This is a genomic window from Acinetobacter sp. CAU_H_S170_2 (assembly GCF_058890445.1).
The window spans coordinates 2977314-2994894 of sequence record NZ_JBZYAE010000001.1 but is presented as its reverse complement, the minus strand read 5'-3'; the positions used below and the strand labels follow the sequence as shown (position 1 = coordinate 2994894).

General features: G+C 40.5%; 21 protein-coding genes. 14 read left to right on the top strand and 7 right to left on the bottom strand.

The window, feature by feature from the left end; all coding sequences use genetic code 11:
- The first annotated feature begins 14 nt into the window (after nt 1-14).
- The 4 genes from murI to AC5EUN_RS14710 all read left to right on the top strand — a co-directional run bounded on the left by murI (nt 15) and on the right by AC5EUN_RS14710 (nt 3790).
- Nucleotides 15-884 carry a glutamate racemase gene (gene murI / locus AC5EUN_RS14725; RefSeq protein ID WP_178895917.1) on the top strand — a complete coding sequence of 290 codons (870 nt, stop codon included), beginning with the start codon at nt 15-17 and terminating at the stop codon, nt 882-884.
- A 131-nt stretch (nt 885-1015) separates the two neighbouring features.
- A complete protein-coding gene (locus AC5EUN_RS14720) occupies nt 1016-2041 on the top strand; it encodes a DUF4062 domain-containing protein (RefSeq protein ID WP_005400906.1) in 1026 nt (341 codons plus the stop codon).
- 69 nt (nt 2042-2110) lie between these two features.
- Nucleotides 2111-3133, top strand: a complete 1023-nt coding sequence (hemH, locus tag AC5EUN_RS14715; protein ID WP_159152973.1) for a ferrochelatase — start codon at nt 2111-2113, stop codon at nt 3131-3133.
- 12 nt (nt 3134-3145) lie between these two features.
- A complete protein-coding gene (locus AC5EUN_RS14710; RefSeq protein ID WP_004978841.1) occupies nt 3146-3790 on the top strand; it encodes an MBL fold metallo-hydrolase in 645 nt (214 codons plus the stop codon).
- Between the two features lie 396 nt (nt 3791-4186).
- Here AC5EUN_RS14710 and AC5EUN_RS14705 read toward each other — a convergent pair whose 3' ends face one another.
- The gene (locus tag AC5EUN_RS14705; RefSeq protein WP_004692619.1) at nt 4187-4360 is read right to left on the bottom strand and encodes a DNA gyrase inhibitor YacG; all 174 of its coding nucleotides are present in this window, start codon (nt 4358-4360) and stop codon (nt 4187-4189) included.
- A gap of 85 nt (nt 4361-4445) precedes the next feature.
- Here AC5EUN_RS14705 and AC5EUN_RS14700 point away from each other — a divergent pair, with 85 nt between their 5' ends.
- Genes AC5EUN_RS14700 through AC5EUN_RS14690 form a run of 3 tightly spaced genes read left to right on the top strand, consistent with a single transcriptional unit; the run spans nt 4446 to nt 6789 of the window.
- Entirely contained in the window at nt 4446-5105 is a 660-nt protein-coding gene (locus AC5EUN_RS14700) for a class I SAM-dependent methyltransferase (RefSeq protein ID WP_493352492.1), read from the top strand.
- 3 nt (nt 5106-5108) lie between these two features.
- Nucleotides 5109-6320 carry a TIGR03862 family flavoprotein gene (locus tag AC5EUN_RS14695; protein WP_493352406.1) on the top strand — a complete coding sequence of 404 codons (1212 nt, stop codon included), beginning with the start codon at nt 5109-5111 and terminating at the stop codon, nt 6318-6320.
- Between the two features lie 58 nt (nt 6321-6378).
- Complete coding sequence (locus AC5EUN_RS14690; protein ID WP_159152998.1) at nt 6379-6789, top strand: GFA family protein; 411 nt, start codon at nt 6379-6381, stop codon at nt 6787-6789.
- A 58-nt stretch (nt 6790-6847) separates the two neighbouring features.
- Here AC5EUN_RS14690 and AC5EUN_RS14685 read toward each other — a convergent pair whose 3' ends face one another.
- Together AC5EUN_RS14685 and AC5EUN_RS14680 are read right to left on the bottom strand one after the other, a co-directional pair.
- Entirely contained in the window at nt 6848-7408 is a 561-nt protein-coding gene (locus tag AC5EUN_RS14685) for a hypothetical protein (protein ID WP_159152978.1), read from the bottom strand.
- A 12-nt stretch (nt 7409-7420) separates the two neighbouring features.
- On the bottom strand, nt 7421-8200 hold the full coding sequence (locus AC5EUN_RS14680; RefSeq protein WP_159152979.1) for a class I SAM-dependent methyltransferase: 780 nt from the start codon (nt 8198-8200) through the stop codon (nt 7421-7423).
- Nucleotides 8201-8322: 122 nt separating this feature from the next.
- Between AC5EUN_RS14680 and AC5EUN_RS14675 the strand changes: the two genes are divergently transcribed.
- The 3 genes from AC5EUN_RS14675 to AC5EUN_RS14665 all read left to right on the top strand — a co-directional run bounded on the left by AC5EUN_RS14675 (nt 8323) and on the right by AC5EUN_RS14665 (nt 11004).
- A complete protein-coding gene (locus tag AC5EUN_RS14675) occupies nt 8323-9609 on the top strand; it encodes a hypothetical protein (RefSeq protein ID WP_171519353.1) in 1287 nt (428 codons plus the stop codon).
- 120 nt (nt 9610-9729) lie between these two features.
- On the top strand, nt 9730-9924 hold the full coding sequence (locus AC5EUN_RS14670; protein WP_159152981.1) for a hypothetical protein: 195 nt from the start codon (nt 9730-9732) through the stop codon (nt 9922-9924).
- A gap of 123 nt (nt 9925-10047) precedes the next feature.
- A complete protein-coding gene (locus AC5EUN_RS14665; protein WP_159152982.1) occupies nt 10048-11004 on the top strand; it encodes a 2-hydroxyacid dehydrogenase in 957 nt (318 codons plus the stop codon).
- A gap of 50 nt (nt 11005-11054) precedes the next feature.
- Here AC5EUN_RS14665 and AC5EUN_RS14660 read toward each other — a convergent pair whose 3' ends face one another.
- The 3 genes from AC5EUN_RS14660 to AC5EUN_RS14650 all read right to left on the bottom strand — a co-directional run bounded on the left by AC5EUN_RS14660 (nt 11055) and on the right by AC5EUN_RS14650 (nt 12998).
- Nucleotides 11055-11618, bottom strand: a complete 564-nt coding sequence (locus tag AC5EUN_RS14660; RefSeq protein WP_159152983.1) for a hypothetical protein — start codon at nt 11616-11618, stop codon at nt 11055-11057.
- Between the two features lie 169 nt (nt 11619-11787).
- Nucleotides 11788-12309: a hypothetical protein gene (locus tag AC5EUN_RS14655; RefSeq protein WP_159152984.1), complete on the bottom strand. Its 522-nt coding sequence runs from the start codon at nt 12307-12309 to the stop codon at nt 11788-11790.
- Nucleotides 12310-12608: 299 nt separating this feature from the next.
- Nucleotides 12609-12998 carry a hypothetical protein gene (locus AC5EUN_RS14650; protein WP_004978867.1) on the bottom strand — a complete coding sequence of 130 codons (390 nt, stop codon included), beginning with the start codon at nt 12996-12998 and terminating at the stop codon, nt 12609-12611.
- A 325-nt stretch (nt 12999-13323) separates the two neighbouring features.
- Here AC5EUN_RS14650 and AC5EUN_RS14645 point away from each other — a divergent pair, with 325 nt between their 5' ends.
- Together AC5EUN_RS14645 and AC5EUN_RS14640 are read left to right on the top strand one after the other, a co-directional pair.
- Nucleotides 13324-14271 carry a retron St85 family RNA-directed DNA polymerase gene (locus tag AC5EUN_RS14645; RefSeq protein WP_159152985.1) on the top strand — a complete coding sequence of 316 codons (948 nt, stop codon included), beginning with the start codon at nt 13324-13326 and terminating at the stop codon, nt 14269-14271.
- A gap of 1 nt (nt 14272) precedes the next feature.
- Nucleotides 14273-15661 carry an AAA family ATPase gene (locus tag AC5EUN_RS14640; protein ID WP_493352405.1) on the top strand — a complete coding sequence of 463 codons (1389 nt, stop codon included), beginning with the start codon at nt 14273-14275 and terminating at the stop codon, nt 15659-15661.
- Here the strand turns inward: AC5EUN_RS14640 and AC5EUN_RS14635 are convergent.
- The gene (locus AC5EUN_RS14635) at nt 15596-16621 is read right to left on the bottom strand and encodes an IS30-like element ISAba125 family transposase (RefSeq protein WP_010326927.1); all 1026 of its coding nucleotides are present in this window, start codon (nt 16619-16621) and stop codon (nt 15596-15598) included. The two genes, AC5EUN_RS14640 and AC5EUN_RS14635, sit on opposite strands and share 66 nt — an antisense overlap.
- A gap of 88 nt (nt 16622-16709) precedes the next feature.
- Between AC5EUN_RS14635 and AC5EUN_RS14630 the strand changes: the two genes are divergently transcribed.
- Entirely contained in the window at nt 16710-16925 is a 216-nt protein-coding gene (locus AC5EUN_RS14630) for a hypothetical protein (protein WP_493352404.1), read from the top strand.
- Nucleotides 16926-16927: 2 nt separating this feature from the next.
- Nucleotides 16928-17581: a retron Ec78 anti-phage system effector HNH endonuclease PtuB gene (gene ptuB, locus AC5EUN_RS14625; protein ID WP_159152987.1), complete on the top strand. Its 654-nt coding sequence runs from the start codon at nt 16928-16930 to the stop codon at nt 17579-17581.

Sequence of the window (17581 nt, the reverse complement as noted above, 5' to 3'; positions counted from 1 at the left end):
TGCAACGAGTCCTCATGAGTGCCATTCAGCCCTTATTTCCTCTGATCAACCCCATGCCAAAAGCGACAGCCGATGCGCCAATCGGGATATTTGATTCGGGAATAGGCGGTTTATCCATCGCTCAAGAAATTGCCAAGCATTTACCACATGAACGATTCATTTATTTTGCCGATACCGCACATGTGCCTTATGGGCCGCGCGATGATCAAAATATTCGAGAATTGACTGCGCAAGCGATTGAGTGGCTTTACCGCAAAGGCTGTAAAGTTGCAGTTGTGGCCTGTAATACCGCTTCAGCCTTTAGTTTGGATTATTTACGCGAGCACTATGGCGACAACTTCCCGATTATCGGCCTTGTTCCTGCCCTAAAACCTGCGGTATTGCAAAGCAAATCCAAAACCGTGGCTGTTCTAGCCACTCCTGCGACCTTTCGCGGGCAGTTGATTAAAGACGTCGTTGATAAATTCGCACAGCCTTCGGGAGTCACGGTGATTCCAGTGACCTGCTTAGATTTAGTGCCTTTTGTTGAGAGCGGCGCGCAGATGAGTGCGGCATGTTTAGCCACGTTAAAAGATATTTTACAACCCGTTGTTGATCAGGGTGCAGATTACTTAGTTTTAGGCTGTACCCATTACCCTTTTTTGAAAATAGCGATACAATCTATTTTTGGTCAGAAACTGACATTAATTGACTCTGGACTGGCAGTTGCACGACAAACAGCCCGTATTTTAATCAAAAATGAGTTATTATTTGAACAAAATCATGATGGTGATGTTCGAATTAAATGTTATGTCAGTGGAAATAATGCAGAAAGTTTGAGACCTATCTTACAACTTTTGCTTGAACCAGAACTAAATTGGACTATTTCAAACATATCTGATTAATTTTTAAACAAATAAATCGAGTATTTTGATATATAGTCAAAAATTGCAACCTAATATGCTTGAGTTAGTCGCAGTGTCTATCTAATGGAATTTGGGGGATGGGATGCTGCGAAGAATAATGAGGATAACCGATGCTCGATAAGCGTTATCAAGTGTTTATAACCACGTCTGGAAGCGAGATGCAACCAGAGCGGATCATTTTGGCCCAAACTTTAGTGGGCATGGGATTTTTTTCTTGGGGATTAGAACAACGGACACCACTTTCAACGGCTTTTGCACGTCGTCAGATTGATGACTGTGACTACGTCATATTGTTGCTGGGCAGCAAATATGGCGAACAGTCCGTGTCAGGGGTGGGATATATGCACCTTGAATACATTTATGCGGTCACCAAACAAAAGCCGATTATTGTATTTATGCATGATGATCCTGATGCACGTGAGTTATGTTTACATGACGACAAAGCTGAGCTGCGTGAAAAATTCAAAGAGTTTAGAAAACTACTCCAAAACGAAGTCGATCAGGTTTTCACTTATCGCACCATGCGTGACTTGGAAATGGCCGTTCGCTTGAATATGACGCAGATGCTGGAGCGCTATCCTGTGTCCGGTTGGGTACGTCCGCAGAATACCCAAGTGTTGCATGACGAAATTGATAAACTCAAAGCCAAATTGGTGCAACTGGAAACTGAAGCGGGTAAACGTGAAGTCGATCCATTTTTGTCTTTACCCAAAGTGGCTATGCATGAATTTTTTGCCTTTGATTATCGGATGCATGCCTATCAAGATGGCAACTTCAAAGAGTTAAAAATTCAAAAGCAGATGACTTGGGCGCAATTACTGTCGGTTTTGGGGACAACCTTTATTCACCCCACTCCTGAAGAGTATTTCTCCAAACGCATAAATGAGTATTTAAACGAAACTGGTTTGAATGATGCGCGTCTAGAAATGCCTCGTGCCCATGCTGTTGCACGCTCGCAAATTAATATTCGTGCTTTGCACAGTATTAAAATGCAAATGCGTCAAAATGATTGGATTGTTCAGTCGGGTCGAGATGATCGTCAGCGCATGCTTTGGCAGTTGACCCCGAAGGCGACTAAACTTTTGGATAGTAATTTATTGGAAAAGGATCGGCCTTTTCAATTTCAATCTTCGTAGTTATCCATTTAGATAATGAACTGAAAACTGTTACAGTAGAGACATTCGAAAACGAGCCACGAGGGCTGAATGTCTACTGCAACAAAAGCAAAAGTTACTGTTATTTTGGCAAATTTGGGAACGCCTGATGCACCGACAGCTTCAGCAGTGCGTCGCTTTTTGGATCAGTTTTTGTCAGACCAGCGAGTGATTGAAATTCCCAAACCGCTTTGGCAGATTATTCTCCGTTTATTTATTTTGCCGTTTCGCCCAAAACGCGTTGCCCATGCGTATGAGATGGTGTGGGGCAGCGATTCTCCAATGCGAGAAATTTTGCTGACTCAAGTGGCCGCGTTACAACAGCAGTTGATTTTGCAATACCCTGAGTTTGAGCTGAATATCGTCCCTGCGATGACCTATGGCAATCCAGGCATTCAGCCCTTGCTTGCTGAGTTGAGTCAAAACCCGCAAGATCATATTGTACTTTTTCCTTTGTTTCCGCAATACTCGGCAACATCCAGCGCGCCTTTATATGATGCTTTTGCGAAGTGGATTCCAAAGCAGCGTAATTTGCCGGGGCTGAGCATTATTCGTGATTATTATCAGCACCCTTTATACATTCAGGCTTTGGCGCAAAGTGTGCGTGATTTCCGTGCTGAACATGGGGTGACTGAGAAGCTGTTAATGTCTTTTCATGGTATTCCACAGCCTTATGCCGATAAAGGTGATCCCTACGCAGACCGTTGCCGTATCACAGGACAGTTGGTGGCAGCCGAATTAGGCCTAGCGGAGAATGAATGGGCAATCAGTTTCCAGTCCCGCTTTGGGAAACAAGAGTGGGTGAAACCCTATACCGATGCCTTACTGACCGAATGGGCGGCGCAGGGGGTAAAATCGGTGCAAATTATGAGTCCAGCGTTTTCAGCGGATTGCTTAGAAACTTTAGAGGAACTGGCGATTCAGAATGCTGAATTGTTTTTGTCTCAAGGTGGAGAGCGGTATCAATATATTCCAGCCTTGAACAGCCGCGGAGATCATTTGCAATTGCTCAATACGCTGGTTCAGGCTAATCTTGATGCCTTAAAACAGACATTAGCCAGCAAAACGAATTGAGGTTGACACTCTATGTTGCAAGTTAAAATTGTGCCTGTAACGGCATTTCAGCAGAACTGTTCCATTGTTTGGGACAGTGACAGTAAAGAAGCAATTTTAATTGATGCAGGTGGAGAGCCTGAGAAGCTTAAAGCAGAAATCGAAGCGTTGGGTTTGACGGTAAAAGCGCTGTGGTTGACGCACGGGCATTTAGATCATGCTGGAGCAGTCGGGGCATTAAAAAAACTGTGGGATGTCCCTGTGATTGGCCCGCATAAAGAAGATGCCTTTTGGTTGGATATGATCCAAGAAGTCTCGCAGCGTTATGGTTTTCCCATTCCTGAAAAGGTAGATGTCACGACATGGCTAGAAGGTGGTGAAGTACTTAAACTGGGCAATGAAGCGTTTGAAGTACGTTTTGCCCCTGGACATACTCCGGGTCATGTGATGTTTTATAACAAAAACTATGGTTTGCTTTGGACTGGCGACGTGTTGTTTAAAGGCTCAATTGGTCGTACTGACTTTCCGCGTGGCAATCATCAGCAGCTGATTGACTCTATTCAGCGTGAATGCTTTAGCTTACCCGATGAGACGCAGTTCATTTCAGGACATGGGCCAATCAGTACCATTGGTTTTGAAAAACAACATAATCCCTTTGTGGCAGGGAAAGCAGGCTAAGCGCTTTGTGGTCTCATTGAAAAATAAAAAAGTCAGCAGCTGCTGACTTTTTTATTTGCGAAATGGATTATGCAAAATGTGTTGGGTTTCTAGAGCCAACACGATGGAGAATAAGGCTACTAATAATCCAACCGAGAGGATCAACAGATCTTGCATATAGATGCCAAAACTGAATAGACAGATCGCAAGTAAAATGCCAATTAAAACAATAGTCTTACTCAGGATGTTCATCTTATCCCCCTTTAGGATGTTATTTTTGTGACTTGATCATGCTGTGAGCATGTACCAATTTTTGGGGGAGTATAGTCGACGAATTATCCTTTTAAGCGAATATTAAGATATTAAATAATGAACAATTTCTCTTAAAATATGAAAAATATCATGAAATTAAACATATTATTCTTCTGAATTTTCTGCCTGCGGTGCATCTTGCGTTGGGAGGCGATATTCATCATTGGCCCATGCACCTAAGTCGATCAGTTTGCAGCGTTCAGAACAAAAAGGACGAAAGGCGTTGTCTTCCCATTGACTCATTTCTCCACAACGGGGACAAGGGAAAGTGTGTGGCATGATCGACTCCAGATAAAATTTTCGGATTGAAATAGGCAAAAACGTTGGCAGTTGTTAGACTGATGCGGTTTTTTCTTAGTTTGATCTGATTATGCCGATTCGTCAATTTCAAGCCCCGCGTATGCATGCGCCTCGTGATTTTCAAATGATCAGTCCTGATCCACTATGTGTGGAAATTGGGGCGGGCAAGGGTAAACATGCTTTATTGTTTACGGCCAATCATCCTGAGAAAAAGCTGATTGCGGTTGAGCGAACCCGTGAAAAGTTTGTGGCGATGCAGAAACAACATAGCTTAGAAGGTCAGCAGAATTTACAGCTGGTACATGCCGATGCTTTACCGTGGGTGGTACATGCCTTGCAACCGCAGCAGGTTGAACAGTTCTTTATTCTTTATCCCAACCCTGAACCGCATAATCCTGCGCAGCGCTGGTTGAATATGCCATTTTTTGAGTTTCTGATTTCACGTTTACAAGTGGGCGGACAAATTACGTTAGCCAGCAATATTCCTGAATATATCGAAGAAGCACAGCAACAGTTGATTGAGGTGTGGAAGTTACCGTTTGTGAAAGAGCGTATTACGGATAGCTCAGCACGCACGCATTTTGAAATTAAATATTTAGAACGAGGCGAGCTCTGCCAACAGTTAATCATCACGAAACCTGAAGGTTATTGCACGCGTTTTGATGCGTTTCAGGCCTTGCAAGGTCAGAACCCGCAGGCGCAATCTTCGGATCAAGCTGAATAAATCATGCCAAAGCGTATTGCAATTATTGGGGCGGGCCCAGCCGGTTTGATGGCAGCAGAAGTATTGAGCCAATATGATGTTCAGGTCGATGTATTTGAGCAAAAACCCTCTGCTGCACGTAAGTTCCTGATGGCGGGTAAAACAGGACTAAATATCTCTCATGCTGAACCTGTAGAGCAGTTTATCGGTCGTTATGATCAAGCAGAATGGTTGGCACCTTGGATTCGTGAGTGGGATGCCACATGGATTCAAGCATGGATGAAAAGTTTAGGCATTGACTCCTATGTTGGAACGTCTGGTCGTATTTTTCCGATTGAAATGAAAGCCGCGCCTTTACTGCGCGCATGGTTGAAACGCTTGGTTGAGTCAGGTGTCAAGTTTTACTATCGTCATCAATGCCTCAGTCTCAAAGAGCATATGCTTGAAATCAAGTCTTTGCTTAGTGATCAAGTGCGCAGCCAGAGCTATGATGCGATCGTCTTGGCTTGCGGAGCGGTGTCATGGTCTCAGCTCGGTAGCGATGGCGCATGGCAAAATTGGTTGGAGGCCGATGAAATTGAGCCTTTTCAAGCCAGCAATGCTGGAGTAGAACATGAATGGTCTACCTATATGCAACCCATCTTTGGTCAGCCACTGAAACGTATCGCAGCATGGGTGGGCGATGCGGAGAAAAGTATGGGTGATATCGTCATCACCCATTATGGCCTAGAAAGTGGTTTGGTCTATAAGCAAGGTCGAGCGCTGCGTGCGCAGCAAAAACAGTTCCAACCTTTAGTGTTAACGCTTGATTTACTGCCAGATGTCACTGTTCAAGAATTGGCTGTACGTCTGAGACCCACAAAAAAGCAGTCTTTAAGTAATGTTTGGCGTAAAGCAGGTTTAGATGCAGCTAAGGCCAGTTTAGTGCGAGAGTTGGTTGCAAAAGAACACTGGAATCACCCTGAACAATTGGCTCAGCAGGTGAAGCAATTACAGGTTCCTTTAACTGGTTTTCGTCCGATTGAAGAAGCCATTAGTTGTGCTGGCGGTGTGCGCCGTGAAGGCCTAAGCTCGCAGCTACAATTAAAATCCAATCCTGCCGTTTTTTTATGTGGGGAAATGTTGGACTGGGATGCACCCACAGGGGGCTACTTACTCACTGCATGTTTTGCAACCGGACGTGCCGCAGGTGAGGGCGTGATGCAGTATTTGAATGTGGCAAAAAAAACGCCGTAAGCGATGCAACTGAAAATCAGCTGTGCTAATTTGAATAAAAAATTCAAGGAGCATCATGATGTCGGATCTTCAGCAGTATGTGGGCAGCTGCCTATGCGGTGCAGTGACTTATCAAATTGATGGGCCGATTGGCGATATTATTCAATGCCATTGTCAAAAATGTCGCAAGGCCAATGGAACGGCATATGCAACCAATGCACCGATTGCTAAGGCGGATTTTAAACTGACCTCTGGTCAGGACGTTGTAAAAAAATATGCATCGAGTGCAGGCACAGAGCGTTGTTTCTGTGGCAACTGTGGTTCACCTCTTGTCAGTATTAAAGCTGACACCCCTGAGTTTTACCGTTTGCGGATCGGCACTTTAGATACCCCGTTACAGCAAAAGCCGACGCAGCATATTTTTGTGGCATCTCAAGCCGAGTGGGACAACATTTGTGATGCATTACCACAATATGCTGAACGCCCATAATTAGAATAGATATAAGTAAAAGGGATCATCGGATCCCTTTTCTTTGTCTGCGATTGAGTTAGTAGCCTGTCGACATCGTATCTTGAGCTTTAGGATACTGCGACTGCCAGTGTTCAAGCTGCTCTTGAGCATGAATGAGCTCACCGAGGCCTTTCACGTTATCATGTGGTGCTGCGGCTTTATCTTGGATGATTTTGGCTTGGTTATCCCAATATTGGTACATCAAAGTTTGAATGTAGCGCCCTTGTTCTGTTTTTAAATCCAGCTCTTTCAGCATATTCAGTGCAGACTGAATGTTGTCTTGTTTGCGTGTTTTTGCAAATTCATCTGTCAGTGTTCCTGCCTCACGCATTTTCATGAGTTCATCTTCCATTTCATCACTCATGCTACTAAAGCGCTGGTCATAGTCGACCAAGAGCGCAATATCGTGTGGATCATTGGCTGTTTTAGCAAAATTTTTGACAGGTTCGGAGCTGAGTTCTTGCAGAATTTTATCATCGCTTGAAAGCGTGTCTTGCTCAGCAGATTGATTGGCTTTGTTACAGCCTGTCAGGATTAAGCTGCCACCTAAAAGAAGCGGCAGTAGAACCTGTTTCAATGAAAGAGTATGTGGGTTCATATCGGTGTCCTATTATTCTGCTATTTTTTGAAAGTGATAGGCATAGGTGATGTAAGGAAAACTGATTTCGTCTTGTGGTTGTTTACCCGTGTACTGCTTCACAATTTTTTCAAACTGATGTTTTAAATCCTGCTGTTGTTCGAGTGGCATTGCGGCAATAAAGCTGGTCGAAAGGAGACGGTTTGAGACGACTTGTTCTACTGTACCGGTTTGCTGCTGTGCAAACTGGTGCAGGCTTTTGAGTTGAAATAAGGGTTGATGTTCAAAGACTTTTTGCCACAATCCACTATGATAACGTGGAGTCCCTCCTTCTAAAGGAGCGAGTCGTTCTGCGAGTGCATTGACCCAGTCGACTTGAGTATCGCGTTGGTTCCAGACCAAGCCCAAATGCCCTTGCGGTTTTAGGACACGGTGAATTTCCTTTAAACTGTCCAGATTGGCAAACCAGTGGAAGGCCTGCGCAGATAAAACTGCATCGATACTTTGCGATGGTAGGGGAAGATGGTCACTAAAGGCTTGTAATGTTTCGACCTGTGGATAGGCTAGTTTGAGTTGAGCTAACATTTCGGTAACAGGTTCGATGGCAGTGAGCTGTCCACTATGTGGAATCAGATAAGGCAGAAACTTTCCTGTACCCGAGGCAAGATCAATCACACGTGAATCTGCGTTTAAATGCAGTTGCTCGGTGAGCCACGCATGGATCTCTTGTGGATAACTTGGACGCACTTGTTGATAAAGTTCAGCAGCTGCGCTAAACCCGTGTTGTGCTGCAGGATGGAGTAATTGTGTCATATTTTGCGCTTTTTTATCTGCTCTGCATCTATAAAATAACACATTTGGTTCGATGAAATCGCTTATGCTGTATGGAACGAACATGACCTCACTTTATAGGAATGAAATCTCTCAGCATGGACATGGCGAAACAAATTATTTTTGAAGACGAACAGATTCGTGTCATTTTTTTACAGGGTTCATCGGACGAACTTATTTTCTCTTTTGGCGACCTGATTACCCGTGCCAAGGGAACGTCGATCAATGCAGAAAAGTCGCTAGCGAAGTTTGGCTTCAATGTGGTTGGCATTATGCCAAAACAAAAGTCATGGTTTCCAGAGTCTTCAATGTTGGCGATGTTAGAGGCGATACGCGCTTGGATTGCCCCCTTTCAAACCCGTATTGCCTATGCAGGGTCAATGGGTGGTTATGCCGCGATTAAATACTCTAAGCTGCTCCAGTTTAAGCGCGTAGTGGCCTTGGTGCCGCAGTATTCGATTGACCCTGAACAGGTGACGGATAACCGCTATAACATGTTCTATCAGCCTGAGCTGAACCATGACATGCAGGTACAGCCGAAGGATGTCTCGGCAGAGTGTGAATACATTGTTATTTATGACCCTTACTGCCCTGAAGACCGTGCGCATTATGAAAAATTACAAACGGTCGTGCCGAATCTGAATACCCTGAACTTACCTTTTACAGGGCATGATGCGATTGCGGTTTTGGCCAGTTCAGATTTGTTGCACGATTTTTTACGTCATGAGTTTGATGCGCCGTATTTTTATAAAAAAATTCGTGAAGTGAAAAAGAATAGCAAGTTTTACTACCGTAAAGTGATCGAAAACTTGTTGCCGCGTCATCGCTTTTCTTTGGGACGAATTCTGAAAAATAATGAGCTTGAGTTAGATGGTCAATTTTTTGATGCCAAGCTAAAACAAAGCATTATTCGCGAGTTACTCAGCAATCGACAAGTGAGCCAGACGGATCTACTGAAACTGGGCATTCAGGTCAACTTGCCGCAAGAAAATAGCTGTCAGTTGATGGATAGTTTTGGACATGGTTTGGTGTTCAATATGATTAGTCAAAAGATTGAAAGCTATGCACCAGATGCCATTGCGCTGAATCATAAGTTTCTGTTGCCGATCTTTGCCAAGGGTAATGGACTGGTACATATTTACTATAATGACATGCGCTATACCATCGTCATGAATGACAGACAGATCATGAAGTTGGTGCATGAACAAGCCGAGTTGAGCGCTGGAATGCATCCATTGTTAATGAAAAAATATAGTGATTATTATCTGATTAGTTATAAGCAGTTTAACTTTAGCTGTGATGAATATGGTGGCTTTGATTTGGTCGAGGATATTCCAGAAACAGCGCAGTTTTTGGTGTCAAGCGATGCTGAATCAGATGTGTTCATGTGATTTATTCATATAGGGCTTTGGTCTAAGGCCAAGCGCTTGTTTTCCGTCCTATTTGCTTTAATATGAAAGTATTGTTTATCTTTTAAACAATACGGATAAAGATCAAATAGGGTGGAAGCAATGCAAAGACATTGGTCGGCTGTATTTATAACATTACTGTTTATTTCAACATCACAAAGCGTACAGGCACAAAGTTTAGACCCAGCCTATCTGACATTCGGTGGTGGTCTCATTCTCTTACTGATCCTGACGTTTTATGTGATTAAACAGATCAGTATTTCTATTCGTATTCATCGTAATAAGCCCGTTAAATAGCGGGCTTTTTTCTGTGTGTAGCAGCTATTTTTAAGTGGTCAAGACAGTGTTTACGTTGAAAAATGGGGCTGAGTTAGTTTAAATAAGCGCTCTATCATTATGCAGAACAACTGGACGTGAGCAATGAAAGCCGTATTTTTAGATTGTGCATCCTTAGATCAAAATGATTTGGACTTTCAAGCACTGCATGCTGTTTTTGATGAGCTGATCCTTTACCCAAGTACCGACACTGAGACGCTTGTCGCTCGTGTACAAGACGCAGATGTGATTATTAGCAACAAAGTAATGCTGGATGCCGATACCCTAAAACAATGCCCTCAGTTAAAGTTGATTTTAATCTCTGCCACAGGCACCAATAATATCGATTTGCAGCAAGCCAAAGTACAAGGTGTTGTGGTGTGTAATTGTCAGGGTTATGGCACGGCAGCGGTGGCACAGCACACTTTAATGTTGATGCTTAACCTTGCAACCTCATGCTTGCAATACGACCGCGCGGTGCAGCAGGGCGAATGGAATAAAGCTTCGCAGTTTTGTCTATTGGACTACCCAATTATTGAACTTTCAGGTAAGACCTTGGGCATTTTAGGCTATGGGGAGTTAGGGCAGGCGGTGGCTAAACTCGCTGAAGCATTTGGCATGCGGGTTTTAGTGGGCAATTTGCCAAACCGTCCACATGCTGACTCAACACGAGTGGGCTTTGATGACTTGCTGGCGCAATCGGATTTTGTCAGTCTGCATTGTCCATTAACCGATGACACACGTGACCTGATCGATGCTCAAGCTTTCGCAAAAATGAAAAAAAGTGCCTTTTTAATTAATTGTGCACGGGGTGGAATTGTGAATGAAGCTGCCTTGGCAGACGCATTAAAACAGGGTGAAATTGCAGGCGCAGCAACTGATGTACTAACCGTTGAACCACCCAAAGAGGGTAATGTTTTATTGGAGGTTGGTCTGCCGAATTTAATCATTACACCACACAGTGCGTGGGGCAGTGTCGATGCACGTCAACGCATGGTGCAGCAGTTAGTGGAAAATGCTCAAGCTTTTCAAGCAGGGCAGCCAATCCGTCGGGTGAATTAAAGCAAATAATGACAACGAAAAAGCCCGTCAGATGATGGGCTTTTTTGATATTAAAGCTTAGTCACTTTAATTTCTTCTTCTGCTTGGGCTGGTGTAAAGGAAGATGGTGCTTGGGTAATCGTGGGTTCATTCACTGTTTGGGGGGTGACAGGCTGTGGAGATGAGGCTGACGGTGTTTGAACCGCAGGAGCATCTACGGGTGCTGATGACGGTTGACTTAAACTACCTTGGTAAATGGGGGCGGGTTGATCTGTTTGACCAGTAATCACTTGCTTGGTTTCATGCAGCTTTTTATTCACATTTTGGGTAACTTGCTGTCCTGTTTCTTTGGCTTGTTCTGCGGTGTTGTTGGTGATGGTTTTTGCACTGTCTAAGGCTTGGTGTGCAGAAGGGCGAATTTTTTGGATGCCTTTTTCTGTTGCTGTCCCGACTTTTTCCGCCGTGTTAATCACACCTTCTTGAGTTTTATAAGCCCAGACATGAAAGATATTGGGGTTTTTACCATAAGGTGTAATTGGCTTTTGTGCTTGCTGAGTGGTGGTTTCTGTTTGTGCCCATACACCTGCTGTTGTCATTAAAAGAGCGCAGAAGAGTGTTGTTTTCATCATGTTCATAGAGCAGTGTACCTCTTGGGCTATCGTGCATAAATCAGCGTTTTAGCATAAAGCCTCTTTGTGTGAATTTCATGTGCTTGGTTGTAAACAAGCTTAGTTTGCAAACGTATATAGCTAAAAAAAAGAGCCCAGCATGTGGGCTCTCTCAACTCTGGAGGAGTTTAACTTTCTACTTCGCGCCAACAGCAGCATCGGTCGATGAACCGACTTTGGCTTTAGCAACAGGTGTATCTAGTTCCACTTGGGCTTGCCCATTTACGTCAGCACGTTTAGGTTGACCACTGACAGCCTGCTTAGTTTCCTGCCATTTTTGTTTGGTCGCTTGTTGGCCTTGTTTCGCTTTATCCGCTATATAGTGACCACTTTTTTTGGTGTTATGCTCAACAGAGTGTTTAACGTCACCAGCCTTATCTTTTACGACAGCAGATTTTTCAGCTGAAAATTCTTTGGTGTCTTGCCATTTTTCTTTGCTGAATGCTTTGGTTTTGTCGACACCATGCTCAACCGTTTCACCTGTCGCATGCGCGGCATGTTTGACATCATGTTTTAAGTTTTGCAATACGCTTGGCTGCGAGGTTTGAACTTGAACATTGGCCGATGTATTGGCTGTGGTATTTGCGAATAGGGAAGTGGAAGCTAAAAGTGCAGTGGTTAAAGCCGAAGCGGTGAGTGTCTTTGTTAAAACTTTCATCTTTGATTTTCTACCTCTTATGACAGAACCCGATGAGGAGTTCAGAACAGCAGTCATCATAGACAGAAATGAGCTCAAAAATAGCGTTTGATATGAAAGTCGCACAATGCGGCAACAGCGCATGAACAATGGGCTGAAAATTGTGTCATTCAGTTAATTCATTAAAATTATGTAAGTTTATGCGTAGTCGTTGTTTTAAATGTAACGAGTATGAAGATTGGTGTTGAAATAAAAGATATGAAGCGAAAGGCATTTGATAGAAAGTCATCACTGATGTTGCACCAGTGATGACGATTTGCTTAGTTACATTGCGCTAAGGCTTCTTTTGCAAAGTGATTACGTAGAGCGAGGAAGTTTTTCTGAACTTCTGCATCGTGTAATTCAAATTTGGTTGCTGTGCTTGTGCCATCGAGTGCAAAGGTTGCTGAGCCGCCTGTGATGAGGGTGTAGTCACGGAACGCCCACTGTTCTACGACTTTGCCTGCTTTGAGGTTACCAGTAAATTCGATGACGCATTTGTCTTCAAATTTGGTCAGTTTTGCTTTGTTATTGGTTGTGTCTGGATAGACTTCAATGTCTTGGACTTCTTGTAATACACCAGCTGTCAACTGTGGAATTGTTGGTTGAGATGTACATGCTGTAATAGAAAGGGCAGCAAAAGTAGCGAAAAGTACAGTTTTTAATTTCATAAGGTTCGTTCTTGTTGCGAGTTGTTAGGTTGAGTATAGGGAATTGGATTTGGATTGGCTATAGTTGATCATTATTAGAAAAAAATGGATAAAAAATTGTAGTAAATGAAGCTCTAGATTAATATAGAGGGGCTCTTTAGCTTTAGGACTTAACAGTCTAGTCGGGTGTTTAGCCAGACTCTAACTTATTGATGAATCACATTGGAGAACAAAAGTTTAAATTGTTCGCTCACTCTGTTCGCAAACAATTGAAACTTTTGCTCTAAAGTAAAGAGTGTTAAGCTCAGTGAAGGACACTTCCTGAGCTTTTTAATTAGGAAAAAGTATGTCAAAAGTTGATGTTATTGAATACTTAATATCTAAAAAAATTCATAATTTTGAATCTAAAAAGGAATTTTTCCTGTTTTTTGGCGAAGCACCTAAGAAATATAAAAGATATGAAATTCCTAAACGAACGTCAGGTACGCGTACTATTGCTCAGCCTATCCGTGAATTAAAAGATTATCAAAGAGCCTTAATTAAACTTTTTCAACAATACTTTCCTATACATAACTCATGTGTAGCATATGTGAAAGGAAAAGATATAAAAAAAAATGCTGAAATACATGCTAAAAATATTTATTTTTTAAAAATGGATTTTACAGAATTTTTTAATTCTATTACTCCTAAGATTTTTTGGAATGCTTGTGATAGAGCAGGAATAGAATTTGATTGGCTAGAAAAAGAGATAATAGAAAAAGCAGTTTTTTGGAAACCTAATAAATATTCAAATAAGCTTATTCTAAGTATAGGAGCACCAAGTTCACCTTTTATTTCTAATTTTATCATGTTTTCGTTTGATTGTGAAATTGCTCAATATTGCGAGGAACAAGGTATTACTTATACACGTTATGCAGACGATATGACGTTCTCAACAAATACACCTAATTCATTATTTTGTATGCCTGACACAGTAAGAAATGTATTGATTAAATTTTATGGTAACACTATAAAAATTAATCATCTGAAAACAGTTTTTTCATCTAAAAAGCATAATCGTCATGTTACAGGTATTACTATTACTAACGATGATGAGCTTTCAATAGGGAGAGCTAAAAAGCGTTATATAAAGCATTTAGTTCACAAGTTTATTGAAGAAAAAATTTCTCTTGAAGATTTAAACTATTTAAGAGGTTATCTTGGTTTTATAAAATATGTTGAACCAATTTTTTTAATAAACCTTGAGAAAAAATATACTCAGAATGTAATTCAAAGAATTCGAGTAGGGAATTGATATGAGTACACGTCATTTATTAAATAATGCACAGAATGGAAATTTTGAGGCTGCAGTTCAAGTATTTATAAATTATAGAGATGGTATATTAGGCTTTGAGAAAAATGAAGAGCAGGCACAGATAGCTTTTGAAAATATAATAAAAATTCTAAATACGAACTTTTTTTTATCTACACTAACTATTTCGAACTTCAGAAAAATTTTAGAACTAGAACTAAATCTCCATAAAAATCTAACAGTGTTAATAGGTGAAAATGGAGTTGGTAAAACGAGTTTATTAGAGTCAATTCGTAAAAATTTGATGTGGATTGCTGCTACGGCTCGTAAAGAAAATACCAATGGTGGGACTATTGATGTAGATGATGTAAATAATCTTAATAAAGATAAAGGGGCATATATAGATTGTGAGTTTCAAATAGGAAATGCTTATAAATTCAAAGGTAGGGTAGCACGCCTACCCGAAGGCATCCTTAGCGATTTAAAAAGTGATCTAGTCTCATATCGTGAAATTGGTAAGAAATTTCGCCTTTTAAATAATTATAAAAGTATTGATTTACCACTTTTTGCCTTATACGGAATTGATAGACTATCAAAAGATGCTAGAAAAGCAAAAGCATCAGATTTTGATAAACTTAGTGGATATGATGGTTCTTTAAGTTCAAAAGCGTCATTTAATGTCTTTAGTGAATGGTTGATTCGGTTATTGAAGACAGCAAATACTGTTGTTGATAATGTTGATAGTTTAAAAATTAGAAACCAAGTTGATAGTTTATTGCAAGCAGGTGCTAATAATAAAGATCATCCTTTATATGAACTATATGAAGATTTGGTATCAGTTCTGAAGTTGTATCCTAACGATCGAACAAACAATCAATCAAAAAAAGCAATTAAGTTCTTGGAAGAATTATTTAGGAAAATATATCCTGATTTAAATCATATTGAACTTGTTAATGCAGATGATGGTGAAGATAAAGTAGCTTTAAATTTAGAACGAGAAATTATCTTTTTACATCAATTTTCTGATGGACAAAGAGTTTTATTTGGATTGGTTGGTGATATAGCTCGACGATTATTGTTGCTAAATGATAATTTGGATCTACCATTTAATGGTCAAGGTATTGTTCTTATTGATGAAATAGAATTACATCTACATCCAAGTTGGCAACAAAAAATTATTCTTATCTTACGTGAATCATTTCCAAATATTCAATTTATTATGACAACGCATAGTCCTCATGTTTTATCAACGGTCGATAAAACAGAGATTAGAATTCTTAAAAATAATTTAGTTGAACAACCAAACTTGCAAACAAAAGGGGCGAATTCAAACATGAGGTGCGACAGTTTGAAAAGTCTTATGATAATCAACAAGCTGAGCAAATTTCTCTAATGGTGTAAGCCAATCTAACGCTTTTCTAGGACGAGTATTCAGTGACATGGCAACTTGATTTAAATAATGCTGATCTGCCTGATTTAAATCAATCCCTTTAGGTAAATATTGCCTAATTAAACCATTCATATTTTCGCATGTGCCTTTTTGCCAGGGTGAATGTGGGTCACAGAAATATACATCTATGCCTAAATCTTCTTCAAGTATTTTATGTTCTGCCATCTCGCGTCCACGGTCATAGGTCAACGTTTTACGCAGTTCTGCAGGTAAATATTTCAGAGCTTCAGTTAAAGCCTTGCGCACTGATTCTGCCTTTGCATCAGGTAATGTTGCCAAGATACAGAGCCGTGTATTTCGTTCAATAAGTGTTGCTATCGAACTTTTATTGTCTTTACCTTTAATTAAATCAGCTTCCCAATGACCCGGTATTTTTCTTTCTTGAACTTCGGCTGGGCGCTCATGAATAGTTTTAATATCCTGTAATATAGAATCTTTTTTAGGTTCACCGTTAGCTTTTCGCTTTTTATTTTCATGACGTAGACAGGATAATAAGTCTTTTTTCAACTCACCCTTGGGTAATGCTCGTATCGTTGAATAAATCGTTGTATGGCTTACATTCATTGTTTGATCCAAATCAGGAAATGTCTTTAAACGCTTTGCTATTTGCTGAGGAGACCATAAACAACGGATCGCTTCAACAATAAATTTCCAGAGGATTGAATCGATTTTGAGTTTTCTGTGACCACGTCTACGTCTAGCAAAAGTGTTATCAGAAGCATATCGAGCTTGATAAACGTCATTGATGCTATTTCTTTTAAGCTCACGATAGATCGTACTAGGATGTCTTTTAATAAGTTCAGCAAATTTTCTGGCTGAAAAGCCTTCTTTTCTTGACTCAAGCATTAATGCAGTACGATCTTCAAAGTTAAGATGATGGTATGACAATTTTATATACTCCATAAACCCTTTAAATTAATTAGGTGGTTTATGTCGCACTTCAAGTTTTACTCTGCCAGGTGTAGCTAGTTCGGATATTCTTGAGCAAATTATGGGGACTTATTCGATTCCAATAATTGTTAAAGAAGCGATATGGGTTAATGATTATTTACGGTTTATTCAAAATAATCAGCATGAATCTGAAGAAGCTCAAAAGTTATTTGAAAAGTTGGTCAATCATTTCGATAAAGATCATCCTGTTATTTCAAGTATTAATAATCAAATTAAACTTTTATTAATAAGAAAGCGTATAGGGCAACGAGGTTAGGGATGAGAAAATTAAATCGACCCGTTGCTCCAACTTGTCTTCATAAACTAAAAAAAACTAGTCCTACCAAATGGGATTTAGAGGATTCTGATAAATCGGAAATATGGCAGGCATTAAATATAATGCAAAACTTTTTTTGTGCTTATTGTGAACGAAAGCTAATAGGGGAAAATTGTCATATTGAGCACTTAACTCCACAACATATCCTAAAAGGTTTGAGGGGTAGGAGTATATATGAATGGGATAATTTATTTGGCTCATGTGACCATCCAGATCATTGTGGAAGATACAAAGATGATCAGGTTACTGATTATGACGCTACAAATTTAATAAGACCTGATACTGAAGATCCAGCTAGATATTTAGCTTTTTTACCTAATGGACATATTAATATAAAAGATAATCTAGATGATAATTCTATTATTAAAGGTAGAGAAACTATTCGAGTACTTAATTTGGAATCTACTCGTTTAGTAAATCTAAGACAAAAAAAAATTTCAGAGTTTCAAATGCGATTGTATGAGTTGCAAGAACTAATAGAATGTAGCAATGGCGAGGAGGATGGAGAGTTTATTCGTGAGCAAACTCAGTCTTTGCAACATGATATAGTTGTGAGTGAATACTATTTAGCTGTTTCTCAAAATACTTTAATATAA